The sequence below is a fragment of the Brenneria tiliae genome (genome assembly GCF_023347575.1).
Taxonomy (GTDB): Bacteria; Pseudomonadota; Gammaproteobacteria; order Enterobacterales; family Enterobacteriaceae; genus Brenneria; species Brenneria corticis.
In genome coordinates this window covers 1-18340 of sequence record NZ_JAKPCB010000094.1, presented here as the reverse complement: position 1 = coordinate 18340, position 18340 = coordinate 1, and the positions used below count along the sequence as shown (strand labels likewise).

The following is an 18340-nucleotide window of genomic DNA, read 5'->3' as shown; positions in this document are numbered from 1 at the left end:
CGCGACAAGGTACGGATATGTCAGCAACAGAACCGAATAGGGGGTGGATGCCCCTGACGCCGGCACAGCTGGATTTTTGGCAGGAGTTTTGCCTTTATCCCGATCAACCGATCTCCACGGTGGCGCACTATATCGATATCCGGGGCGAGGTGGATCGGCAGGCCCTGGCCCAGGCCATTACGCTGACCATCGGGGAAACCGAGGCGTTCGCGCTGCGCTTTGCCATTGCGCGGCGACGGCAGCCGCTACAGCGCTGCGATCCGGCCGCGGCGCCCCCGCTGCGGCGCATCGACGTGCGCCACTGTCCCGACCCCCGGCGGGAAGCGCTGCGCCTTATGCGCGCCGACGTTGAGCAGCCGCTGGATTTATTGCGCCAGCCTCTGGCGGCGAGCTGGCTGATAAGGGTGGGGGACGCGCGCTATTTCTGGTATATCCGGGCGCACCACATCGTTATCGACGGCTACGGCATGACGTTGATTGAACACCGCTGCGCCGGCCTGTATGCGCAGGGTATCGGCAAGGGCGACGGCGGCGACGCCTTTTACCCGTTCGCCCGCTGTCTGGCGGAAGAGCGGGAGTACGGCGCCGGCCGGCGTTGCGCCGACGACCGCCGCTACTGGCGAGATTATCTGGCGGCGCCCGTCGAACTGCCGGTGCTGCATAAGGGCGGCGAAGACTACGGCGCCGATAGCCGGCATTTCGCCTGCCGGCTATCGGCGCGTTTTAGCGGCGAGTTGCAGCGCCTGGCCGAGCGCTGCGATATCGGCTGGCCCGATCTGCTGCTCGCCCTTTCCGGCGCCTATCTGTTTTACCATTTGCCGCGCCGCAGCAACGGGGATCGAGAGATCCTGCCGCTGTGGGTGCCGTTTATGAACCGCCGCAGCCCGGTTGCCGCCTACGTTCCGGCTTTGCTGGTCAATATCCTGCCGCTGTTTATCCGCGTCGCGGCGGATGAAAACCTGCTGGATTTCCTGCGGCGCACGGCGCGGGAGCTGCATGTGCAGCGTTTGCACGGACGCTATCGCATTGAGAGGATCGCCGCCGATCGGCAACTGCCGGCGAATTCCCGCTATTTCTTCTCCCCGCTGGTCAACGTGCTGCCGTTTGATCCGCCCTGCTTCGCGGGGTGCCGCAGCCGCCGGCACGTGCTCGCCAGCGGCCCCGGCGACGGTTTCAACATCACCTGGCGCGGACATATGGACGCGCGCCGGCTGAGCGTGGAGGTCGACGCCGACCCGGCGCTGCTGCGGCAGGATGAATTTATCCGGCATCGGCAAACGCTGCCGGAATTTATGCGGCGCGCGGTGCGGGAGGGGGCGCTGACCCGGCGGCCTGAGGCGCTGTTTAATCCGCCGGACCCGGCGCGCTGACGGGAGCCGGCGCTGCGGCGCTAAAGCTCAGCCGGATGCGGCGGCGGTCCGTTTTGCCGTTGGCGGATAACGGCAGCGCCTCGGCGTGAACCATGCGGGTCGGCACATGGGTGTCCGGCAGATAGCGGCCGACGAACGCCCTTAGCTCGGCGATGGGGATCTCTGCTCCGTAGCGTGAGGTATACATCGCCCCCAGGGCGATCTCGCCCGTTTCCCCCGTCGCATAGTCCACCACCGCCGCCGCGTCGATCGCCGGGTGTTTAGCCAGCGCCGCCTCTATTTCCGGCAGAGAAACCCGCACCCCGCGCACCTTGACATAGCCGTCGACGCGGCCGGCGAAGATAATATCGCCGTCTTGACGATAATAACCGCGATCGCCGGTGCGGAAGGCGCGCAGCGGTTTTCCCTCCGCATCCTTCAGGGTAACGAAATCGTGCTGCTCAAGTACGCCGTTCTCCAGATAGCCGAGCGCCAGATTCACCCCCGCCGTGTAGATGCGGCCGACGACGTAGGCCGGGCAATGTTCGCCGGTATCGTGACAGATAAAATAGCGGTTTGCCGGCAGCGGCCTGCCGTAGGGGATGACGTCGCTATCCTCGGCGCTGATTTCGTGCCAGATGCTCCAGATGGTGGTTTCCGTCGGCCCGCCCAGTGAAAACAGCCGCACGGCGGCAAGGCGCTCCCTGAGCGCGCGCACGGTGGCCGGTTTGATGTAATCGCCGCCCTGGGCGATCAGCCGCAGGGAGCCTAGCTGCTCCCCCCGGGTACAGGAAAGCAGCATTTCCAGTATGGCCGGGACCGAGCACCACAGGGTGACGCGATGGCGTTCAATCAACCGGTTCCAGGCTATCGCGTCCTTTTCCTCATCGGGCGCGGGCAGCACCAGCGTCGCGCCGGCGCACAGCGAGCCGAACAGATCGAACAGGGACATATCATGGTGCGGCGGGGTGACGGAGATAAACACGTCCCGTCGCCCCACGTTCCATTTCTTCAGCGTCTGCCCGATGGTGTTGTCGGTGGCACGGTAGCTGAGCACCACGCACTTGGGTTTGCCGGTGGTGCCGGAGGTGTAGAGATAATAGGCCGGGTCGCTGCTGTGGCTCCGTTCGGATAGCTCCGCCCGCGACGGCGCGGGTTCCTGCTGCGCGACGGGCGATAGCAGCGTCTGCGGCGAGACGGCGGCGATTTCCCCGACGCGCACGTCGCCCACCACCAGATCGGGGCGGCAGTTGGTCAGCAGATAGGCCATGCGTTGCGGCGGCGAGCCGGTATCAACCGGCAGCCAGACGATCCCCTGTAACGCGCAGGCGAGGGCAATGGTCAGATGCTGCGGCGAACGGGGAAGGACAAGGGCCGCCACCTTGCCGGGCGCCATGCCGTGGCGCCGCAGGTTCGCCATCGCCGTTGCCACCGACCGCCCCAGCTCGGCATAGGAAATCGTCCGGTCGCCGCAGCGCACGGCCGCTTTATCCGGGGGAGAGTCGAAGAGGTGCGCGGCGAGACGCGCGAGAAAGCCGCTGCCGATAAAATCGCCCTCGTCGCCGTTGCGGCGATAGTGGCGATAATCGATAAAGCGCCCCGGCGGCGGGGCCGGCTCCGCCCGGTCGTCCAGCAGCGCGATCCTGCGGGCCATCGCCCGGAGCATGTCCCGCACCACCGTCCGATCCAGCGCCCGTTCGGCATAGTCCGCCGCCAGCAGCAGATCCCGATGCCGATCCCGCAACAGCCGGATATCCATCGCCACCTGCGGGGTTTGCGTCAGCCCGGCGTGAAAACGCATCGGCGCGCCGGCGGGCGGCGTTTCCCACGCCAGGCCGTTGGTGAGGATCACCGGCAGCGCCGGGCTTTGCCCGTGCCGTTGCAGCAGCAGGCGGGTCAGATCGACTCCGGAAAACGTCAGGTGGTGCAGCGCGGCCAGAGTATCCTGCTGCCAACGGCGGGCGGCGGCGAAAAAGTCCTCTGGCTCCCTGGCGAAGCGCAGCGCCACAAAGGTGGAGGCGTTGCCCAGCCGCCCGTCCGTTGCCGGAAAGGCCACCGGCACGCCCACCGCCAAGGCGTCGTCCCGATTCCAGAGCGATAGCGTATCCAGAATGGCGGCCGACAGGATGGCGTTCTGAAACAGGCCGTGACGCGCCCCGATGGCGGAAATTTTCTTCAGCAGCCCGCGCGGCAGCGTAACGCTTTCCCGGCGCCAGCCCGACGAGGGAATGGACGCCAGCGGCCGTTTCCAGGGCAAGGCGGGCGGCGGCGGGAAGTCCCGCAGCTTTTCGCGCCAGTAGCCTTCGTCCTCCCGCCGCTGTGCGGCCGGGATCGGCGCCCGGCCGTCGTCCGCCTGCGCCACCGCGGGCGGCGCGATTTCCGTCGCGGCGAACAGCTGCGCCAGGATGGCCGAAATCGACGCCCCGTCCATAATCAAGGCGTCGAAGCTGGTGAACGCCAGGGTAGTAAAATCCTCGTCCGCGCGCCCGTCGCCCAGCGCCAGTTCGATGATCCAGATATGCCAGGGCGCGAGCGCGAGGTCGTTGCGGGCGTGGGAGCAGGCGCGCCGCATCTCGTCCGCCCGCCGCAGGGCGTCGGCGCGGGGCAGGGCGCGCAGATCGATTTCATCCATATTGACGACGACGTCGGGGGATACCCGCTGGCTCAGCGTATCGGCATCTATCCGGGTGCGCAGCGCCGGATGCCGACGCACCAGTTCGCTCAGCCGTTTGCGCAGGACGGCGACGGGAAAATTCCCCCGGTACTCGCGGAAATCCTGCATGGCGACGCCGCCCAGCGGCCACTGCTCGCTTCTGCCCACCAGATAAGCCTGTTGCAGTGCGGTTAACGGCGTGCGCGCGATATTTTCCCGCACCGGCCGGGGGAGCGCCTGTTCTTCGCCGTACAGCCGCTCAAGGGGCTGATGCAGCGCCTCGGGGGAACGGGCCAGGCGGCGCAGCAGGTTCAGATAGCGCTCAAACAGGCGGCCGACGGCCGGTTGCGGAAAACAATCCAGACGGATGTCCCAGTTCAGCAGAACGCCGTCATGGACGTCGACCGCCTGTACGTCAAGCGCCACCTGCGGCCCCTGGGAGATCACCCAGTTCATCTCCCCGAAGGTTTGCAGCACCGCGTCGGAAAACAGCCTGCCGCCGGGTAGCCCCAGCCCGGAGGTAAACACCACCGGAGCAAGCTGCACGCCGCCGTGACGGCGGGACAGGTCGCGCAGCACGTTCACCCCCGGGTAATGGCTATGGCTAAGCAGCTGCGCCAGCCGCGGCGCCGTTTGCCGGCAAAACGCCGCCAGGCTTGCGCCGGGAGAGTATTCCACGTCCAGGATCGTCAGATCGGAGAAATCGCCGATAATGCGCTCGACGCCGTCGACGTAGGGCGGGCGATGAAATATCGGCACATTGAGCCGAAAACGGGTTACGCCGTTGCTGCTTGCCAGTACCCCGGCAAAGGCGCAGAGAAACAGCGTCGTCAGGGTCAGATGCCGGGCGCGGGCCGTTTTCTCCAGCGAGCGGCGCTCGGCCGGCGTCAGCCGCGCGGCAAGCCTGTCGCTGCGGCACTCTCCCGCCGCGCCGTTTTGCGGCAGGGGCGGGGCGGGAGGAATGTCCGCCAGGCGTTGACGCCACCACCGCTTGTCGCGCCGGTAGCGCCGTTGCAGGCTTTCATCGGCGCGCATCCGGTCCAGATAGCGGAAATAGGCGGCGTCCGCCGCGTCCGCGGCCGCCGGGGGCCGGTGGTAGAAGCGGGCCAGCTCCTCCAGCAGTATGCGAAAACTCGGGGCGTCGGCGGCGATCATATCCACATCCACATGCAGACGGCAGCGATCGTCCGGCAACAGGCTGACGCTGATATCGCTCGCCTGACCCTGCTCCAGCGCCAGCCGCTGCGTGCTTAGGCTGCGGCGTTTGGCGTCAAGATAACGCGCGCCGTCCGGCGGCGCGGCGTCCCGCCAGTCGTCGATGCGCAGCCGGTGGCGGCGCTCGTCCAGCGGCGCGATGGTCTGCCGTCCCTCGGGGGTAATACGCAGCCGCAGCATCGGATGATGCTGGTAAAGGCGGCCGACGGCGCGCTCCAGCCGGTGGATATCCAGCCCGGCGCCGTCGAATTCGGCGTACAGATGCGCCGCGACGCCGCCGAGATGCTGCCCGGACCGTCTGCCGACCCAACTGGCCGCCTGCATCGGAGTCAACTCTTTCATCGGGGAGGCCCCTCAAAGTTGAGTACATGAAACCGCATAAATATATTACATATGGATGGTAATTTAAATTATTCTCATTTGCATTTATGATGGCGGATACGCCTCAGGGGTCCATGCCCAGATGCTGGCGCAGGGTGCTGCCGCTGTAGTCGCGGCGGAACAGTCCGCGCTCCGCCAGGCGGGGGATCAGTTCGTCGAACAGCAGGTCCAGCGACGCCGGCGAGCCGCCGGGCAGGGCGATAAAGCCATCCGCCGCCCCGGCCGCCGCGCGCGCGGCAATGTCGTTCAGCGCGTCTTCGACCGTGCCGACCACCAGCCAGTGCGCCGTCGTCTGGTTCGTCTGGTTCGCCTGGGTCTCCCGATAGAGTTCGCGCGCCTCGCGCCGGGTTTTGCCCAGATAGAGGCTTAGGCCCGGCAGCAGCCGGATCGCGTCCGGGTGCCGGCCGTGCGCCCGCGCCCGCCGCCGCAGGTCGCGTCGCAGCTCGACGCCGGCGGCGATATCGGGCGTGGCGGCGAAAACGCCGTCGGCGATGCGCGCGGCGAAATCGCGCCCGCGGTCCGAGGCGCCGGCCTGGAACAGGGGAATGGCGCCGCAGCCGGGGTCCGGCACGTTAAGCGGTCCCTGAACGCTGAAGAAACGCCCGCGGTGGTTGATGGGGCGCAGCCTGTCGGCCCGCGCGTATTCTCCTTTTTGGCGGTCGAGCGTCAGCGCCCCATGGGGATAGCTTTGCCACAGCCGACGCACCACCTCGGTGAACTCAAGGGCCTTTTCGTAGCGTTCGTCGGCGGCGGACATCCGGTCGAGGCCGAAATTGCGGTTGCCGTCCAACGCGGTGACCACGTTCCAGCCGGCGCGGCCCTGACTGATCCAGTTAAGGGACTGGAGCTGTCTGGCGACGAGGTAAGGGGGCAAAAAGGTGGTCGAGGCGGTGGAAACCAGGCCGATACGGCGGGTTTCCCCGGCGATGGCGGCCAGCAACACCGTGGGATCGAGGCTGCTGAAGGAGGGGGACTGCGCCGCGCGCAGCGGATCGATAAACATGACGTCGGGGCGAAACAGAAAATCCAGTTTGGCGTTTTCCGCCCGCCGGGCCAGGTCGAGATAAAAATCGGCCGAGTATATCTCTTCCACCCGGCTGTCGGCGCGTCGCCATCCGTTTCCGCTTAGCCAGGTTACCGCAATGGATAGGCCGATGCACAGCTGCCGGTTTGCTTTCATGCCTGCGCGCCTCCTGTTCGAGAGTGGGTTTTGTCGCCGTCGCGCTCCCGGCGCACCGGCGACGGGGCAAGGCGATTGGCGGTTACGCTATTGCGACGCTATGTGTGTGAATAATATACTGCTTAAAAATCAGCCGCGCCGGGCGAGGACTATTTTTTTAGCAGTTATCGTAACAATTATAATGAACGGTCGGGAGCTTATGAACGGACGGAAAGGTATGGCGGGCATCGGTCGCCTGATAACGGCGCTGGCGCTGACGGCGGGGCTAATCGCGCAGGGCGTCAGCCCGCCGGCCGCTGCCGCCCAGCCGGGCTGGCCGCGGGAGTTTCGCAATGCCGACGGCACCGCCACCACCCTGACCGCGCCGCCCAGGCGCATCCTCTCCACCTCGGTAACCATCACCGGCACGCTGCTGGCCGTCGACGCGCCGGTGGCGGCCAGCGCGACCGCGGCCAACGGCCGCTTTTTCGCCCAGTGGGACAAGGCGGCGCAGGCGCGCGGGGTGGAAAAACTGTGGCCGGCGGGCAGCGTGGAGCTGGAAGCGGCCTATGCGGTGGCGCCGGATCTGATCGTGGTCGCCGCTACGGGCGGGGATTCCGCGCTGGGGCAGATCGGCGAACTGCAAGCCATCGCGCCGACCATCGTGCTGGATTACGGCGGTCAGACCTGGCAGGATCTGGCGCGGCAAATCGGCGCGGCCACCGGTCTCGAAGCGCAAATCAACGCCCGCATCGTCGAGTTCGACGCCGCGGTGGCGGCGGCGCGCGAGCGCATCACGCCGCCGGCCGGCAAGGTGAACATCATCAGCTACAACGGTCCCGGCACCAGCAACCCGATCGCCACCGCCGACGGGGTTCACGCCCGCCTGCTGCAATCGCTCGGCTTTACCCTCGAAGCGCCCGACCCGGCGTGGCAAAGCAGCGTGGCTCCGCGCCAGGATTTTATCTGGACGGAGTATGAAAACCTGACCCGGCTGAGCGCCTCCACCACCTTCCTGATTAACGCCGGGGATGACAAGGCGGCGGCGTTTCTGGCCGATCCGCTGCTCGCCAACCTGCCTTCGGTGAAAAAACGCCAGGTCTATGGGCTGGGCGTCAATTCGTTCCGCATCGATTATTTCAGCGCCGGGGAGATTATCGCCGGCATCGTCAGACGGTTCGGCAAGGCGGAACAGGCCGCGCCGTCGCCGTAACCGCTTGTTATCTACGCAGGGTCATTCGCCATGCCACCAGTCGTTCAGGTTGTTCCCCGCTCGGGCAGCGGCAAATTCAGCTTTCGGCGCCGGGGCCTGTTTATCGGCGCGCTGCTGCTGGCGGCGTTGGCGCTGTGGAGCCTGTTTATCGGTTCGCGCCCCATTCCGGCCCAGGTGACCTGGCAGGCGCTGGTGGCGTTCGACGCCGGCAGCAGCGAGCACCTGCTGGTGCGCTACCTGAGAATTCCGCGCACCCTGCTGGCGATAGTGGTGGGGGCCGCGCTGGGCGTCTCCGGAGCCATTATGCAGGCGCTGACCCGCAATCCGCTCGCCGACCCCGGCATTCTCGGCGTGAACGCCGGGGCGATGGTGGCCATCGTGGCGGCTATCGCCTTTTTGGGCGTTTCCGACGTCGCCGGGTATATGTGGTTCGGGCTGCTCGGCGCCGGACTGGTGGGCTGCGGGGTCTATTTTCTCTCCGGCGGCTGGCGGGAAATCAACCCGGTGCGGGTGGTGCTGGCGGGGGCGGCGCTCACCGTGGTGCTGCTGGCATTGGCGCAGTTGATTACCGTCAACAGCGACGAGGAGGTGTTTAATCAGTTCCGCCACTGGGTGGTCGGCTCCCTCCAGGGACGCGGTTATGCGGTGCTGGGGCCGGTTTCCCTGGTGGTGGCGGCCGGTCTGCTGGCGTCGCTTACCCTGGCGAAATCGCTGGATATGGTGGCGCTCGGCAACGATTTGGGGCAGTCGCTCGGCGTCAATGCGCTCTGGGTGTGGCTGCTGTCGGCGCTGACCATTATCTCCCTGGCGGGCGCCGCGACGGCGGCGGCCGGGCCGATAGGCTTTATCGGCCTGACCGCGCCGCATTTTGCCCGTTTCGTGGCCGGTTCGGACCACCGCTGGGTGTTGCCCTGGTCGATGCTGATTTCCGCCATCCTGATGGTGACGGCCGATATTCTCGGCCGGCTGCTCGGCTATCCGGGGGAGATCGGCGTGGGCATTATGGCGGCGTTGATCGGCGGACCGGTGTTCGTGGTGCTGGTGAGACGATGGAAAATCATCCAGCTATGACCGCCGCACGCCAGAGCGACGCGCCGGCCGGCATCAGCGGCGCCGTCTGGCGCCGGGGAAGGGTATCGCTGCTGGTTTCCCCCCGGACGCTGGCGGTGTGCGCCGGGCTATTGTTGCTGTTGCTGCTGCTGGCCGCGTTCGCCATGACGGCGGGACGGATCGATATCAGCGTCGCCCAGATTCTGCATGCCATCTTGGGCGACGGCGACGGCGGCCCCGGCGATCGCATCATCCGCAATATTCGCCTGCCGCGCACCCTGACCGCGATCTTCGTCGGCGCGGCGCTGGGCGTTTCCGGGGCGATCTTCCAGTCCGTTTCGCGCAATGCGCTCGGTTCCCCCGATATTATCGGCTGCACCACCGGCGCCGCCAGCGGCGCGCTGCTGCAGATCGTGCTGTTCGACCCCGCGCCGACGGCCGTCGCCTTCGCCGCGATAGCGGGCGGCATCGCCGCCTCGCTGCTGGTCTATCTGCTGGCGGTGAAGGGGGGAACGCTCCGGGGGTATCGCCTGATCCTTACCGGCATCGGCGTCGGTTCGGTGCTCAGCGCGCTGAACGGTTTCCTGCTGGTGAAGGGCGATCTGGATAACGCGGTGATGGCCAACCTTTGGCTCGCCGGCTCGGTGCAATCCCGCACCTGGATGCACCTGATCCCGGTGATGATCGGCGTGGCCGTGCTGCTGCCGGTCGTGCTGCTGTGCGCCAGAAAGCTCACCATGATGGAAATGGGCGACGATATGGCCTGCCTGCTGGGCATCCGCGTGGAGCGCGTCCGGCTGCTGATGATTCTGTGCGCGGTGGTGCTGGCGGCGCTGGCCACCGGGGCCACCGGCCCCATCGCTTTTGTCGCCCTGGCCGCGCCGCAGCTGGTGACGCGTTTAACCCGCTCGCGCAAGCTGCCGGTAATCAGCGCCGCGCTGATGGGGGCCTGCCTGCTGCTGCTGGCCGACCTGATCACGCTGCTGCTGCCCCTGACTGTCGCAGTGCCCGTCGGCCGTATGACCGGCATTCTCGGGGGCGTTTATCTGCTCTGGCTGCTGAACCGCATGCGCCGGTTCTGAGCCGCGCAGGCCGTTTTTATCCCCTTTATCGCGACCTTTCCTTTCGTTTCTTTACAATAGTAATGATTTGCATTACTTAAATTGAAACATTATCATTCGCGACGGTGAGGTGCTGTTTTTTTGAGCTCTTCCGCACGTCACCCCTGAGCCGCCGCACGCGGCTGAGACGCAGCCATCGTGGCGCAGGCAAAACAATAACCAGGCGATGGCGCCCGGGCAGAGTCAATCCGCCCCTACGGCATGGATAACGCGCGTTACAGAGTCGTACCGGATGCCAGATGCCGTTTGCAAAGTGAAAATCACACTTTTTTCTATGTGAGTAGAACAGATTTTGTGCATCTTTGCTTAAGGAGGGTTATTGATGAGTAGGTTACACGCGACTCTGCGGCACAAAGCGGCGGATGGCAAAAGAGACGGCGTCGGTTTACGGGTTGCCGGCTCCGTCGCTACCCTGTTGCTGGGAACCGTCCTGCCCCTGTCCGACGCCTGGGCCGCCCCCGAAGAGGAGAGGGAGGAAAGCGGCGGTGACGCCGCCGCCTGGTCGCAGGACCCGCGGCCGGAAACGGACGCCATCCTGGTTACCGGCGAGAAGGTCAACCGCTCGATTTACGAGACCGGTTCCAGCGTGGAGGTCTACGATTCCCGCAGGCTGGAATCGACGCCGGGGGTTACCGTGGCGTCGGATCTGCTCAAGATGACCTCGAACGTCGTCGATACCGGCATCGGCAACGATCTGCCCACCGTACGCGGCATCGACGGCACCGGGCCGGCGCAGGGCGCCCACGCTTTTCTCAACGGTTCGCGCGCCCGCCTGAATATGGCGGTGGACGGCCGTTCGCTCACCTACAATGAACTGGCCTTCGGCCCCCAGTCGATGTGGGACATCGAGCGGGTCGAGGTGTTCCGCGGCCCGCAGAGCCTGCTCCAGGGGCGCAACTCCATCGCCGGCGCGGTGCTGATCACCTCGAAAGACCCGACGTTCCACTGGGAGCAGGCGGTGAAGGGGGGCATCGGCAACCGGCACTATTCGCAGACGGCGGCGATGGTTTCCGGCCCCCTGGTAGACGATGAACTGGCGTTCCGCGTCAGCGTCGACCGTCAGCGGCGGCGCAGCAGCGCCGATCTGACCGCCTATGCGCCGGTCGGCGACCCGCGGGAAATAGAGGTGACCACCTCGCGCGCCAAGCTGCTGTATAATCCCGCCGCCCTGCCCGAACTGACCACCAAGCTCTCCCTTAACCACTATGATACCCGGGCGCCGCAGAACGAAGCCAGCAGCAGCGTGCGCTTCGAGACCACCAGGCCAGTGTTCGAAACCAAATCCACCAGCGGCATCTGGGATATCGCCTGGGAGGCGTCCGACAGCCTGCAACTGGAGAACAAGCTGCTGTATACCGATTTCGACAATCAGCGTCTGACGTCGAACGGCCTGCAGTCCGCGAATATCGACGGCAAGGAGTTCCAGCTTGAACCCCTGGCGCGTTTCGGCGGCAGCGATGACCGGCTGCGGGCGCTGGCCGGACTGCGCTATTTCTACTCCACGCAGGACGAATGGCTCAATTTCGACGCGTACTACGGCGGCGTCAATACCTTCGATGACCGGACCGAATCCTTCTCGGCCTTCGCCGAGGCCACCTACGCCGTGGTTCCAAAGGTCGACGTAACGCTGGGCGGACGCCTGGAACGGGAGGAGCGGCGGCGGCAAGGCGGCAGCAGCAACGTGGCGATCGATTTCGACAAGTCCTATAACGTCTTCCTGCCCAAGGCCGAAATGGTGTGGAAGCCGCGGGACGGACAGGCATACGGCGGCCGCATCGCGCGCGGCTACAACGCCGGCGGCGCCGGTATGACCTTCCTCGCGCCTTTCGTCAGCTACACCTATGACGCGGAGTACGTCTGGAACTATGAGCTCTTTAGCCGCCATCAGCTGAAAGACAGTAACGTTGAACTGACCACCAATATTTTCTATAACGATTACAAGGATATGCAGCTTCCCGTCGATGTAAGCGGCTCCTCGGTGATCCTCAACGCCGACAAGGTGAAGACCTACGGCGCCGAGCTGGGCGCCCGCTGGACCCCGGCGTGGGAGTTCGATCTGTTCGGCTCGGTCGGGCTGCTGAAGTCAAAGATCGAGAGCTTTTCCGGCAGCGAACTTGAGGGAAACAAGCTGGCGCGGGCGCCGGGCTATACCGCCAACCTGGGCGCCAGGTATCGCTTCGCGCGCGGCTTCGAACTGAGCGGCAACGTCGCCTACTCGGACTCCTACTATTCCAACAATGACAACGACCGGCGCGGGCGGATCTCGTCGTACTGGACCACCAATCTCCAGCTTGCCTATACCTTCAAACAGGGGCGGGCCACGCTGTTCGCGCAGAACCTGTTCGACCATGACGACAGCGTCATGTCCTACTACGGCAGTTCCAGAGGCGTGGCCTACCTCTCCGAGGTCAGGCCCGACCGGTTGATCGGCGCCTCTCTTGAACTGACGTTCTAACGCAGCGCAGGAGGATGACGCAGTGACGGACGAGTTTGAGCGCGGCACGACTGAAGATAAGACGCGCAAAACGCCGGATGATGACGCCGAAAAGCAGGGCGATGGACGGCCGCTGACGCCGTTTGAAGAGCGGGCGTGGCTGCGCCATCAGCAATATCAGGATACGCCAGACCAACTGGCGCTGGCCTGGCGGCTCGGCCCGCAGGTGCGGCCCGGCCGGCTGGCCGCCGCTCTGCAAGCGGTGCTGAGGGAAATGCCCGGCCTTAACGTCAGATACCGTTTTGATGAGCAGGGGGAACTGCGCAAATTTTCCGTCAGTCCGCTGATACAGCCGATAGCCATCGAAGCGATCGCCGACGAGGAACAGGCCATCGCCGCCCTGCTGCGCGAGCAGGACAAACCCTGTGAACTGCGCCTTGAGCCGCCGGTGCGTTTCCTGCTGTTTATCGGTGGGCCGCACGGCGTGATTCTGGGGGCGGTGGCGCACGCTATCCTGGGAAAACAGCTGTCGTGGACGCAGATATTGACCGCGCTGAGCGCCGTCTATAACGGCGGGCCGTTGCCGCATCATCGGCCCGCCGCCCCGGACGGTCTTACCGAGGGGATTTGGCCGGCGGACGGCGGCTGTCAAATAAATCTGCCCTGGCTGTATCGCAGCGGGCAGGAGATCGTCGACTTCGGTCAATCCCGCGCCCGTTATGCCGGCGCTGCGACGCGTTACGGCGCCATGCTGCCAGCCGCGCGGCTGGCGCACTTTGTGCAGCTTGACGGCGAGCAGCCATCCCGCTTGACGGCGCTCGCGGTACTGTTCGGCAGCTATCTTTCGGCGGCCGGCGCGGGGGAGGAGATAACGGTCGGCCTGCCCTGTGCCGATGCGGGCGCGGAGCAGGCGGCGGACGGCGAGCGATTGCCCCAGGTAAAGGTGCGCCATAACGGCATGCCGCTGCGCGAGGTGGTGGCGCAGGCGCAGGCGGCTCTGGCGTCCGCCGGGGAGCGCAACGAAACGTTTGCCGCCGCGCCGGACGCCCCGGTGCGGGTAATCAGGCTGCTGGACCCTTCGCCGTCGCTGCGCCTGGAGGGCGTCGCCGCCGTGCGCATCCCCTTGCCCCCGGCGCGCTGCTCCGTCGATCTGGCGTTGGCCGTCGGCGACGGACCGGGGGAGACGCTGCGTCTGGAGCTGATCGCCGGGCCGCGGGTTTCGCCCCATATCGGCGGCTTTCTGCTCGAACGGTTTGTCGCCTGGCTGGCGGGGGCGGCGTTGCCCGCGGCCGGAAACCTGCCCGGCGCGGAGGGGCCGCGGGAGGATAAGTTGCCTGTCGCGCCGCCGGCGTCAGGCGGGGAGCAGCAGGCCGGGATAGCCGAGCTTATCCTCGCCGAGTTTCGCGATGCGCTGGCGTCCCCGCAGATGACCCTGGATGATGATTTTTTTGATTTTGGCGGCCATTCGCTGATCGCCACGCGGGCGATCGGCCGGCTGCTCAGCGAGCGCGATATCGAAATCCATATCAACGATCTGTTCAGCCATCCCACCGCCCGGGGGCTGGCCGCCCTGGCGCGGCGCGGCGGCGGACAGAGCGCCGCATCCCCCGCCGCGCAGACGGCGCACGACGATGCCACGGACGCGCCGCTGTCGCTGGCGCAGCAATCGCTGTGGAAAGCCTACGCCGCCTTTGATTTCGGCGACATCTTCAATATTCCCTTCGCCCTGCGTTTTCTCGACCCGGTGGATGAGACGGCGTTCCATCAGGCGCTGCTTGACGTGCTGGAACGGCATAGCGGCCTGCGAACGCTGTTTGACGAGGAGCGGGGCGAGGTGCGGCAGCGTATCATCGCGCTCGACGATCTGCCCCATTACCCGTGGTTCGGCTATTCGCACCAAAGCGCCGCGCGCGACTGGCGCGCGGCGCTGGCGCAGGAAGCCGGACACCGCTTTAACCTGGCGGCGGAACTGCCGCTGCGCGTCAGGTTTATACGCGATGACGAAAGCGGGCGGCAGATCCTCTCCCTGCTGTTCCATCACATCGTGCTGGATGAGTGGTCCGTCAATCTGCTGATGGACGAACTGGCCCATGCCTATCCCCACCGGGCGGCGAACCACTCGCCGGTATGGCATAACCGGCCGGCGCCGTTCCATAGGTTCGCCATCGAACAGCACAAGGCGGGCCTTAATCAGGCGCACCTTGACTATTGGGTCGAGAGCCTGCGCGGCGTAGAGCGCGGCAAACCGCTGTTTGCCGTCGCCGATCCGGCCGAAAACGACGACGCCTCATCCGCCAGCGCCGGAGGGTGGGTGGAACTGAAGGTGGAGCAAGCGGTGGCGGACGGCCTGTACCGGCTGGCCCGCGAACAGGGCGCGTCGCTGTTCAACGTCGCCTATGCCGGCATCGCGGCCGCACTGCATGCCTTGGGCGCGCCGGACGACCTGGTTATCGGCACCTCGGCGTCCGGACGCAACGACGCCCGCTTCTTCGACACCATCGGCTATTTCACCACGGTGGTGGCGCACCGCCTGCGTTTCAGCGCGGGAATGACGCTGGCCGCGCTTATCGAACAGGTGAAGAACAATATCAACCACTCCCTGCCTTACACCGACGTTCCCATCGACCTGGTTGAAGAAGCGTTGGCGGACGGGGATGGCCCGGACGGCCGGCATATATTCGAAGTATTTATCCAGTTGCACGCCAAGAACAAACTGAACGGCAGCTTTACCTTGCATGACGGGAGCCGCGTCTCTTTCAGACAGGTGGATCCGCAAAAGAGCGAATCGCTGCTGGGCCTGCAGTTCGAGGTGATGGAAGAGATTCTCGCCGGCGAGACGTCGATACGCGTGCTGATGAGCTACCGCTCGCAACACTATGATGCCGCAAGGGTCGATCTGATCGTCGCCACCCTCACCAAGGCGTTTGCCCGGCTGGCGGAAGAGGGGGCGGCTCAGCTGCCGCTGGAGTCGCTGCTACCGCCGCCGCATACGGAGAACCCCGCGAGTCCGGTTGCGGCGCAGGAGACCATGACGCCGGTCTGGGATAAAGCGCGTCTGCGCGAGCTGCTGTTGCCGCTGCTCGACGCCGACGGCGAGGATATCGGCGATGACGAAAACCTGCTCGAATACGGTCTGGATTCGGTGCGCATTATGTCGTTGATCGCCCACTGGCGCAGTGAAGGGTACGAGGTCGATTTTATCTCGCTGATGAAAAATCCCACTATTAACGGCTGGCGGCTATTGCTGGCCGAAGGTCAGGATAATCTGGTATAGGCGGTGGGCGGGGTAGGGGCTCCCCAGAAATTTGGGGAAGGAATTTCTATAAGCGCAGTGAGGGTTTCGTGCGCACTAACCTCAGTCGTTTTCTGTGACCGTCGCAGCACGCGCCCGACACGGGGCGGCTCAGTCGCCGCCGCCCCGTGGCCCCGGGCTTTTCGCGAAATCGCGTCGCTACGCGATGCCTTCGGCGTTCGTGACCGCTGGTCGGGCCGCCATTGACGCGCTCCCGGCGCGGCACTGGCTTTCGCGGCGTCCGTGCCGCTCACCCGGCGGTCACGCCCACCTCAGCGCGATTTTTTACGCGAAGGAAAACCTTTAAAAAACCACATCCTGCTATCTAAGACGATTTATCAAACCCGCCTACTGCCGTCGGGATTACCGGGTGCATTTTACCTCGGGAATGACTATATCGGAGCGGGTTTATCAGCAATCTCTAGCGCCCCGCTGGCGGGGCGCCTTTGGCGCTTACTCCTGACTATCCATAATTTCATGCCGCAGATCGTGATAACGCTCTTCATCATAGCCGTGGCGCCAGTAGGGAATGGCGTAGATCCGCTGACGGTCGTAGCCCTTTTCCCGGCGGATATAACGACGCAGCGCTTTGATTATCCGGTCTTCGCCGCCAATCCAGAAAGTGACGTCCTGAGCGGGTAACGCCCAGGAGGTAAAGGTATCCACCAGCCTGTCCGTCAGGGAGATATCTCCCGTCAGCCAGACGACCTCCACGCCTTCCGGTTTGCGCAGATCCAGCGTATCGCTTTCGTTATCCACGCGAATAACGACTTTGCCCTGCGCATCGGGCGCCAGTTTCTCCAGCAGGGCGGCGATCGCCGGCAGCGAGGTGGGATCGCCGGCCATAAAATAGTGCTTCGCTTCCGGCAGCATCGGGTCGGGGCCGCCGGGATTGGAGATGCCAATCCAGTCGCCGGGCCGCGCCCGCCGGGCAAAATTCAATGCCGGACCTGCGACGCCGTCGTGCAAGGCAAATTCAATATCAATTTCGCGTTGCGCCAGGCGGATGGCGCGCACCGAGTAGGTTCTGATAAACGGCGGCACCTCATTCTCCCGCCACTGCGGCCCCTGCGGGGTAAGGGTGGGTAGTGCGGGCTTCAGCTCTCCCTCGCGGGGCAACAGAATTTTCAGATGCCAGCCTTCGCACTCCGGCGGGTAGTCGTGCAGATTCTCGCCGCTGAAGGTTATGCGGCGCAGACCGGGCGAAATGTCGTTAATCTCTTTAACCTGCACCAGCCGCGGGGGCGCCGGGCGGTACGTCGTCTTGGGGGCTTCGTTGGGTGTGGACATCGTTCTTCTCCCTCAGGAAAGATGGTTTTTTGTCCGTTGAGTGTATCAGCTATCTTTTTTAATATTAATTATTATCATTATCATATGGGAGCTGCGCTAAATTTTTTAGCTTGGAAAACAATTAAGCAACAATATCGTTACATAACCGCGACGGCGGAAAATATAATATTATTCTTCTTTATAAGATTAATTAACCTAACTTATTTATTGCTGTAATGATTAAAATTTTTTTATTTTATATTTATTGCTCGATACTGGACTATTTGGTTGATGTAAATTATATGCCGCATCTATCACATTTATTATTTAATAAGTCAATTATAACCATGGCGCCCATAAGTTAATTATAACCATAGAGGCAAATCATATTATGAAAAAAACAGCCAAGTACAGCGCATGGTGTATCGGTTTATGTTTATTGTCGCCGCTAAGTATCGCCGAACAGGTAATCGACGCCGATGTCGTTATCGTCGGCGGCGGACTCAGCGGTCTTGCCGCGGCGGTAACCGCTCAGGAAAATGGCGCCAAAACCATCGTTCTGGAGAAGATGGCCATCATCGGCGGGGCGGGAAACTACCCTGAGGGATCGCTGGGAATCGGCACGCGAATTCAAAAAAAAGAAGGAATTAATATTACTCCGGAGAAAGTTTTTGAACGCGTCATGGAGTTCCATCACTGGCGCGTCAATGCGCCGGTTATTCGCACGCTGCTTAATCACTCTGGTGAAACCATTAACTGGCTTGAAGATATCGGCGTTCAGTTTAAAGGGATCAAGACAACCTTTCCTGCAGAAAAATCTCTTTATACATGGCATATTTATCAAGGCTCGGGATCTGCCGCCATCAAGGTATTAGCGACTAATTTTAAACAGAAAGGCGGGGAGATATTTACCAAAACCCCGGCGGAAAAACTATTATTTGACGAGCAGGGCGCAATCAAAGGCGTCGCCGCTAAAAATTCCGCCGGGGAAACGATAATCGTTAACGCCGGCAATGTCGTCCTTTCCACCGGCGGATTTGCCAGTAATAAAGAGATGCTGGCTAAATATGTTCCGGACCTGAGAGATCCCCTCAAAATCTATCCTCCTGATAAATTTCCTCAATAATAACAGGGATTGCCGCCATCAGAGCCAGCAAGGTCTCGCGCTCTGTTTCCGGCATCCCTTCCTTCCTCAACACCTGCA

General features: G+C 63.8%; 10 protein-coding genes. 7 read left to right on the top strand and 3 right to left on the bottom strand.

The features are described from left to right. The first annotated feature begins 17 nt into the window (after positions 1-17). Entirely contained in the window at positions 18-1370 is a 1353-nt protein-coding gene (locus MFP24_RS07920; protein ID WP_249229959.1) for a condensation domain-containing protein, read from the top strand. On the opposite strand, the gene MFP24_RS07915 is transcribed toward MFP24_RS07920, so the two are convergent. Together MFP24_RS07915 and MFP24_RS07910 are read right to left on the bottom strand one after the other, a co-directional pair. Further along, a complete protein-coding gene (locus MFP24_RS07915; RefSeq protein WP_249229960.1) occupies positions 1345-5559 on the bottom strand; it encodes an amino acid adenylation domain-containing protein in 4215 nt (1404 codons plus the stop codon). The genes MFP24_RS07920 and MFP24_RS07915 overlap by 26 nt on opposite strands. A gap of 103 nt (positions 5560-5662) precedes the next feature. Then, entirely contained in the window at positions 5663-6778 is a 1116-nt protein-coding gene (locus tag MFP24_RS07910) for an NtaA/DmoA family FMN-dependent monooxygenase (protein WP_249229961.1), read from the bottom strand. Positions 6779-6977: 199 nt separating this feature from the next. On the opposite strand from MFP24_RS07910, the gene fepB reads away from it, so the two are divergent. The 5 genes from fepB to MFP24_RS07885 all read left to right on the top strand — a co-directional run bounded on the left by fepB (position 6978) and on the right by MFP24_RS07885 (position 15849). Next, entirely contained in the window at positions 6978-7970 is a 993-nt protein-coding gene (fepB, locus tag MFP24_RS07905; protein WP_249229962.1) for a Fe2+-enterobactin ABC transporter substrate-binding protein, read from the top strand. A 30-nt stretch (positions 7971-8000) separates the two neighbouring features. Further along, entirely contained in the window at positions 8001-9041 is a 1041-nt protein-coding gene (locus tag MFP24_RS07900; protein WP_249229963.1) for a FecCD family ABC transporter permease, read from the top strand. Further along, entirely contained in the window at positions 9038-10102 is a 1065-nt protein-coding gene (locus MFP24_RS07895) for a FecCD family ABC transporter permease (protein ID WP_249229964.1), read from the top strand. The genes MFP24_RS07900 and MFP24_RS07895 overlap by 4 nt, the downstream gene beginning before the upstream one ends. A 361-nt stretch (positions 10103-10463) precedes the next feature. Next, positions 10464-12596, top strand: coding sequence for a TonB-dependent receptor (locus MFP24_RS07890; protein WP_249229965.1), 2133 nt, complete (start codon positions 10464-10466; stop codon positions 12594-12596). 22 nt (positions 12597-12618) lie between these two features. Then, complete coding sequence (locus MFP24_RS07885; protein ID WP_249246717.1) at positions 12619-15849, top strand: condensation domain-containing protein; 3231 nt, start codon at positions 12619-12621, stop codon at positions 15847-15849. Between the two features lie 471 nt (positions 15850-16320). On the opposite strand, the gene MFP24_RS07880 is transcribed toward MFP24_RS07885, so the two are convergent. Then, positions 16321-17157: a siderophore-interacting protein gene (locus tag MFP24_RS07880; protein ID WP_249229967.1), complete on the bottom strand. Its 837-nt coding sequence runs from the start codon at positions 17155-17157 to the stop codon at positions 16321-16323. Between the two features lie 370 nt (positions 17158-17527). Here MFP24_RS07880 and MFP24_RS07875 point away from each other — a divergent pair, with 370 nt between their 5' ends. After that, entirely contained in the window at positions 17528-18262 is a 735-nt protein-coding gene (locus tag MFP24_RS07875) for an FAD-dependent oxidoreductase (RefSeq protein WP_249229968.1), read from the top strand. The last annotated feature ends 78 nt before the right edge of the window (positions 18263-18340 follow it).

Excerpts from the sequence above, each read along its gene's own strand:
- MFP24_RS07920 (WP_249229959.1), top strand. The coding sequence starts at position 18 with ATGTCAGCAACAGAACCGAATAGGGGGTGGATGCCCCTGACGCCGGCA.
- MFP24_RS07915 (WP_249229960.1), bottom strand. The coding sequence starts at position 5,559 with ATGAAAGAGTTGACTCCGATGCAGGCGGCCAGTTGGGTCGGCAGACGG.
- MFP24_RS07910 (WP_249229961.1), bottom strand. The coding sequence starts at position 6,778 with ATGAAAGCAAACCGGCAGCTGTGCATCGGCCTATCCATTGCGGTAACC.
- fepB (WP_249229962.1), top strand. The coding sequence starts at position 6,978 with ATGAACGGACGGAAAGGTATGGCGGGCATCGGTCGCCTGATAACGGCG.
- MFP24_RS07900 (WP_249229963.1), top strand. The coding sequence starts at position 8,001 with ATGCCACCAGTCGTTCAGGTTGTTCCCCGCTCGGGCAGCGGCAAATTC.
- MFP24_RS07895 (WP_249229964.1), top strand. The coding sequence starts at position 9,038 with ATGACCGCCGCACGCCAGAGCGACGCGCCGGCCGGCATCAGCGGCGCC.
- MFP24_RS07890 (WP_249229965.1), top strand. The coding sequence starts at position 10,464 with ATGAGTAGGTTACACGCGACTCTGCGGCACAAAGCGGCGGATGGCAAA.
- MFP24_RS07880 (WP_249229967.1), bottom strand. The coding sequence starts at position 17,157 with ATGTCCACACCCAACGAAGCCCCCAAGACGACGTACCGCCCGGCGCCC.
- MFP24_RS07875 (WP_249229968.1), top strand. The coding sequence starts at position 17,528 with ATGAAAAAAACAGCCAAGTACAGCGCATGGTGTATCGGTTTATGTTTA.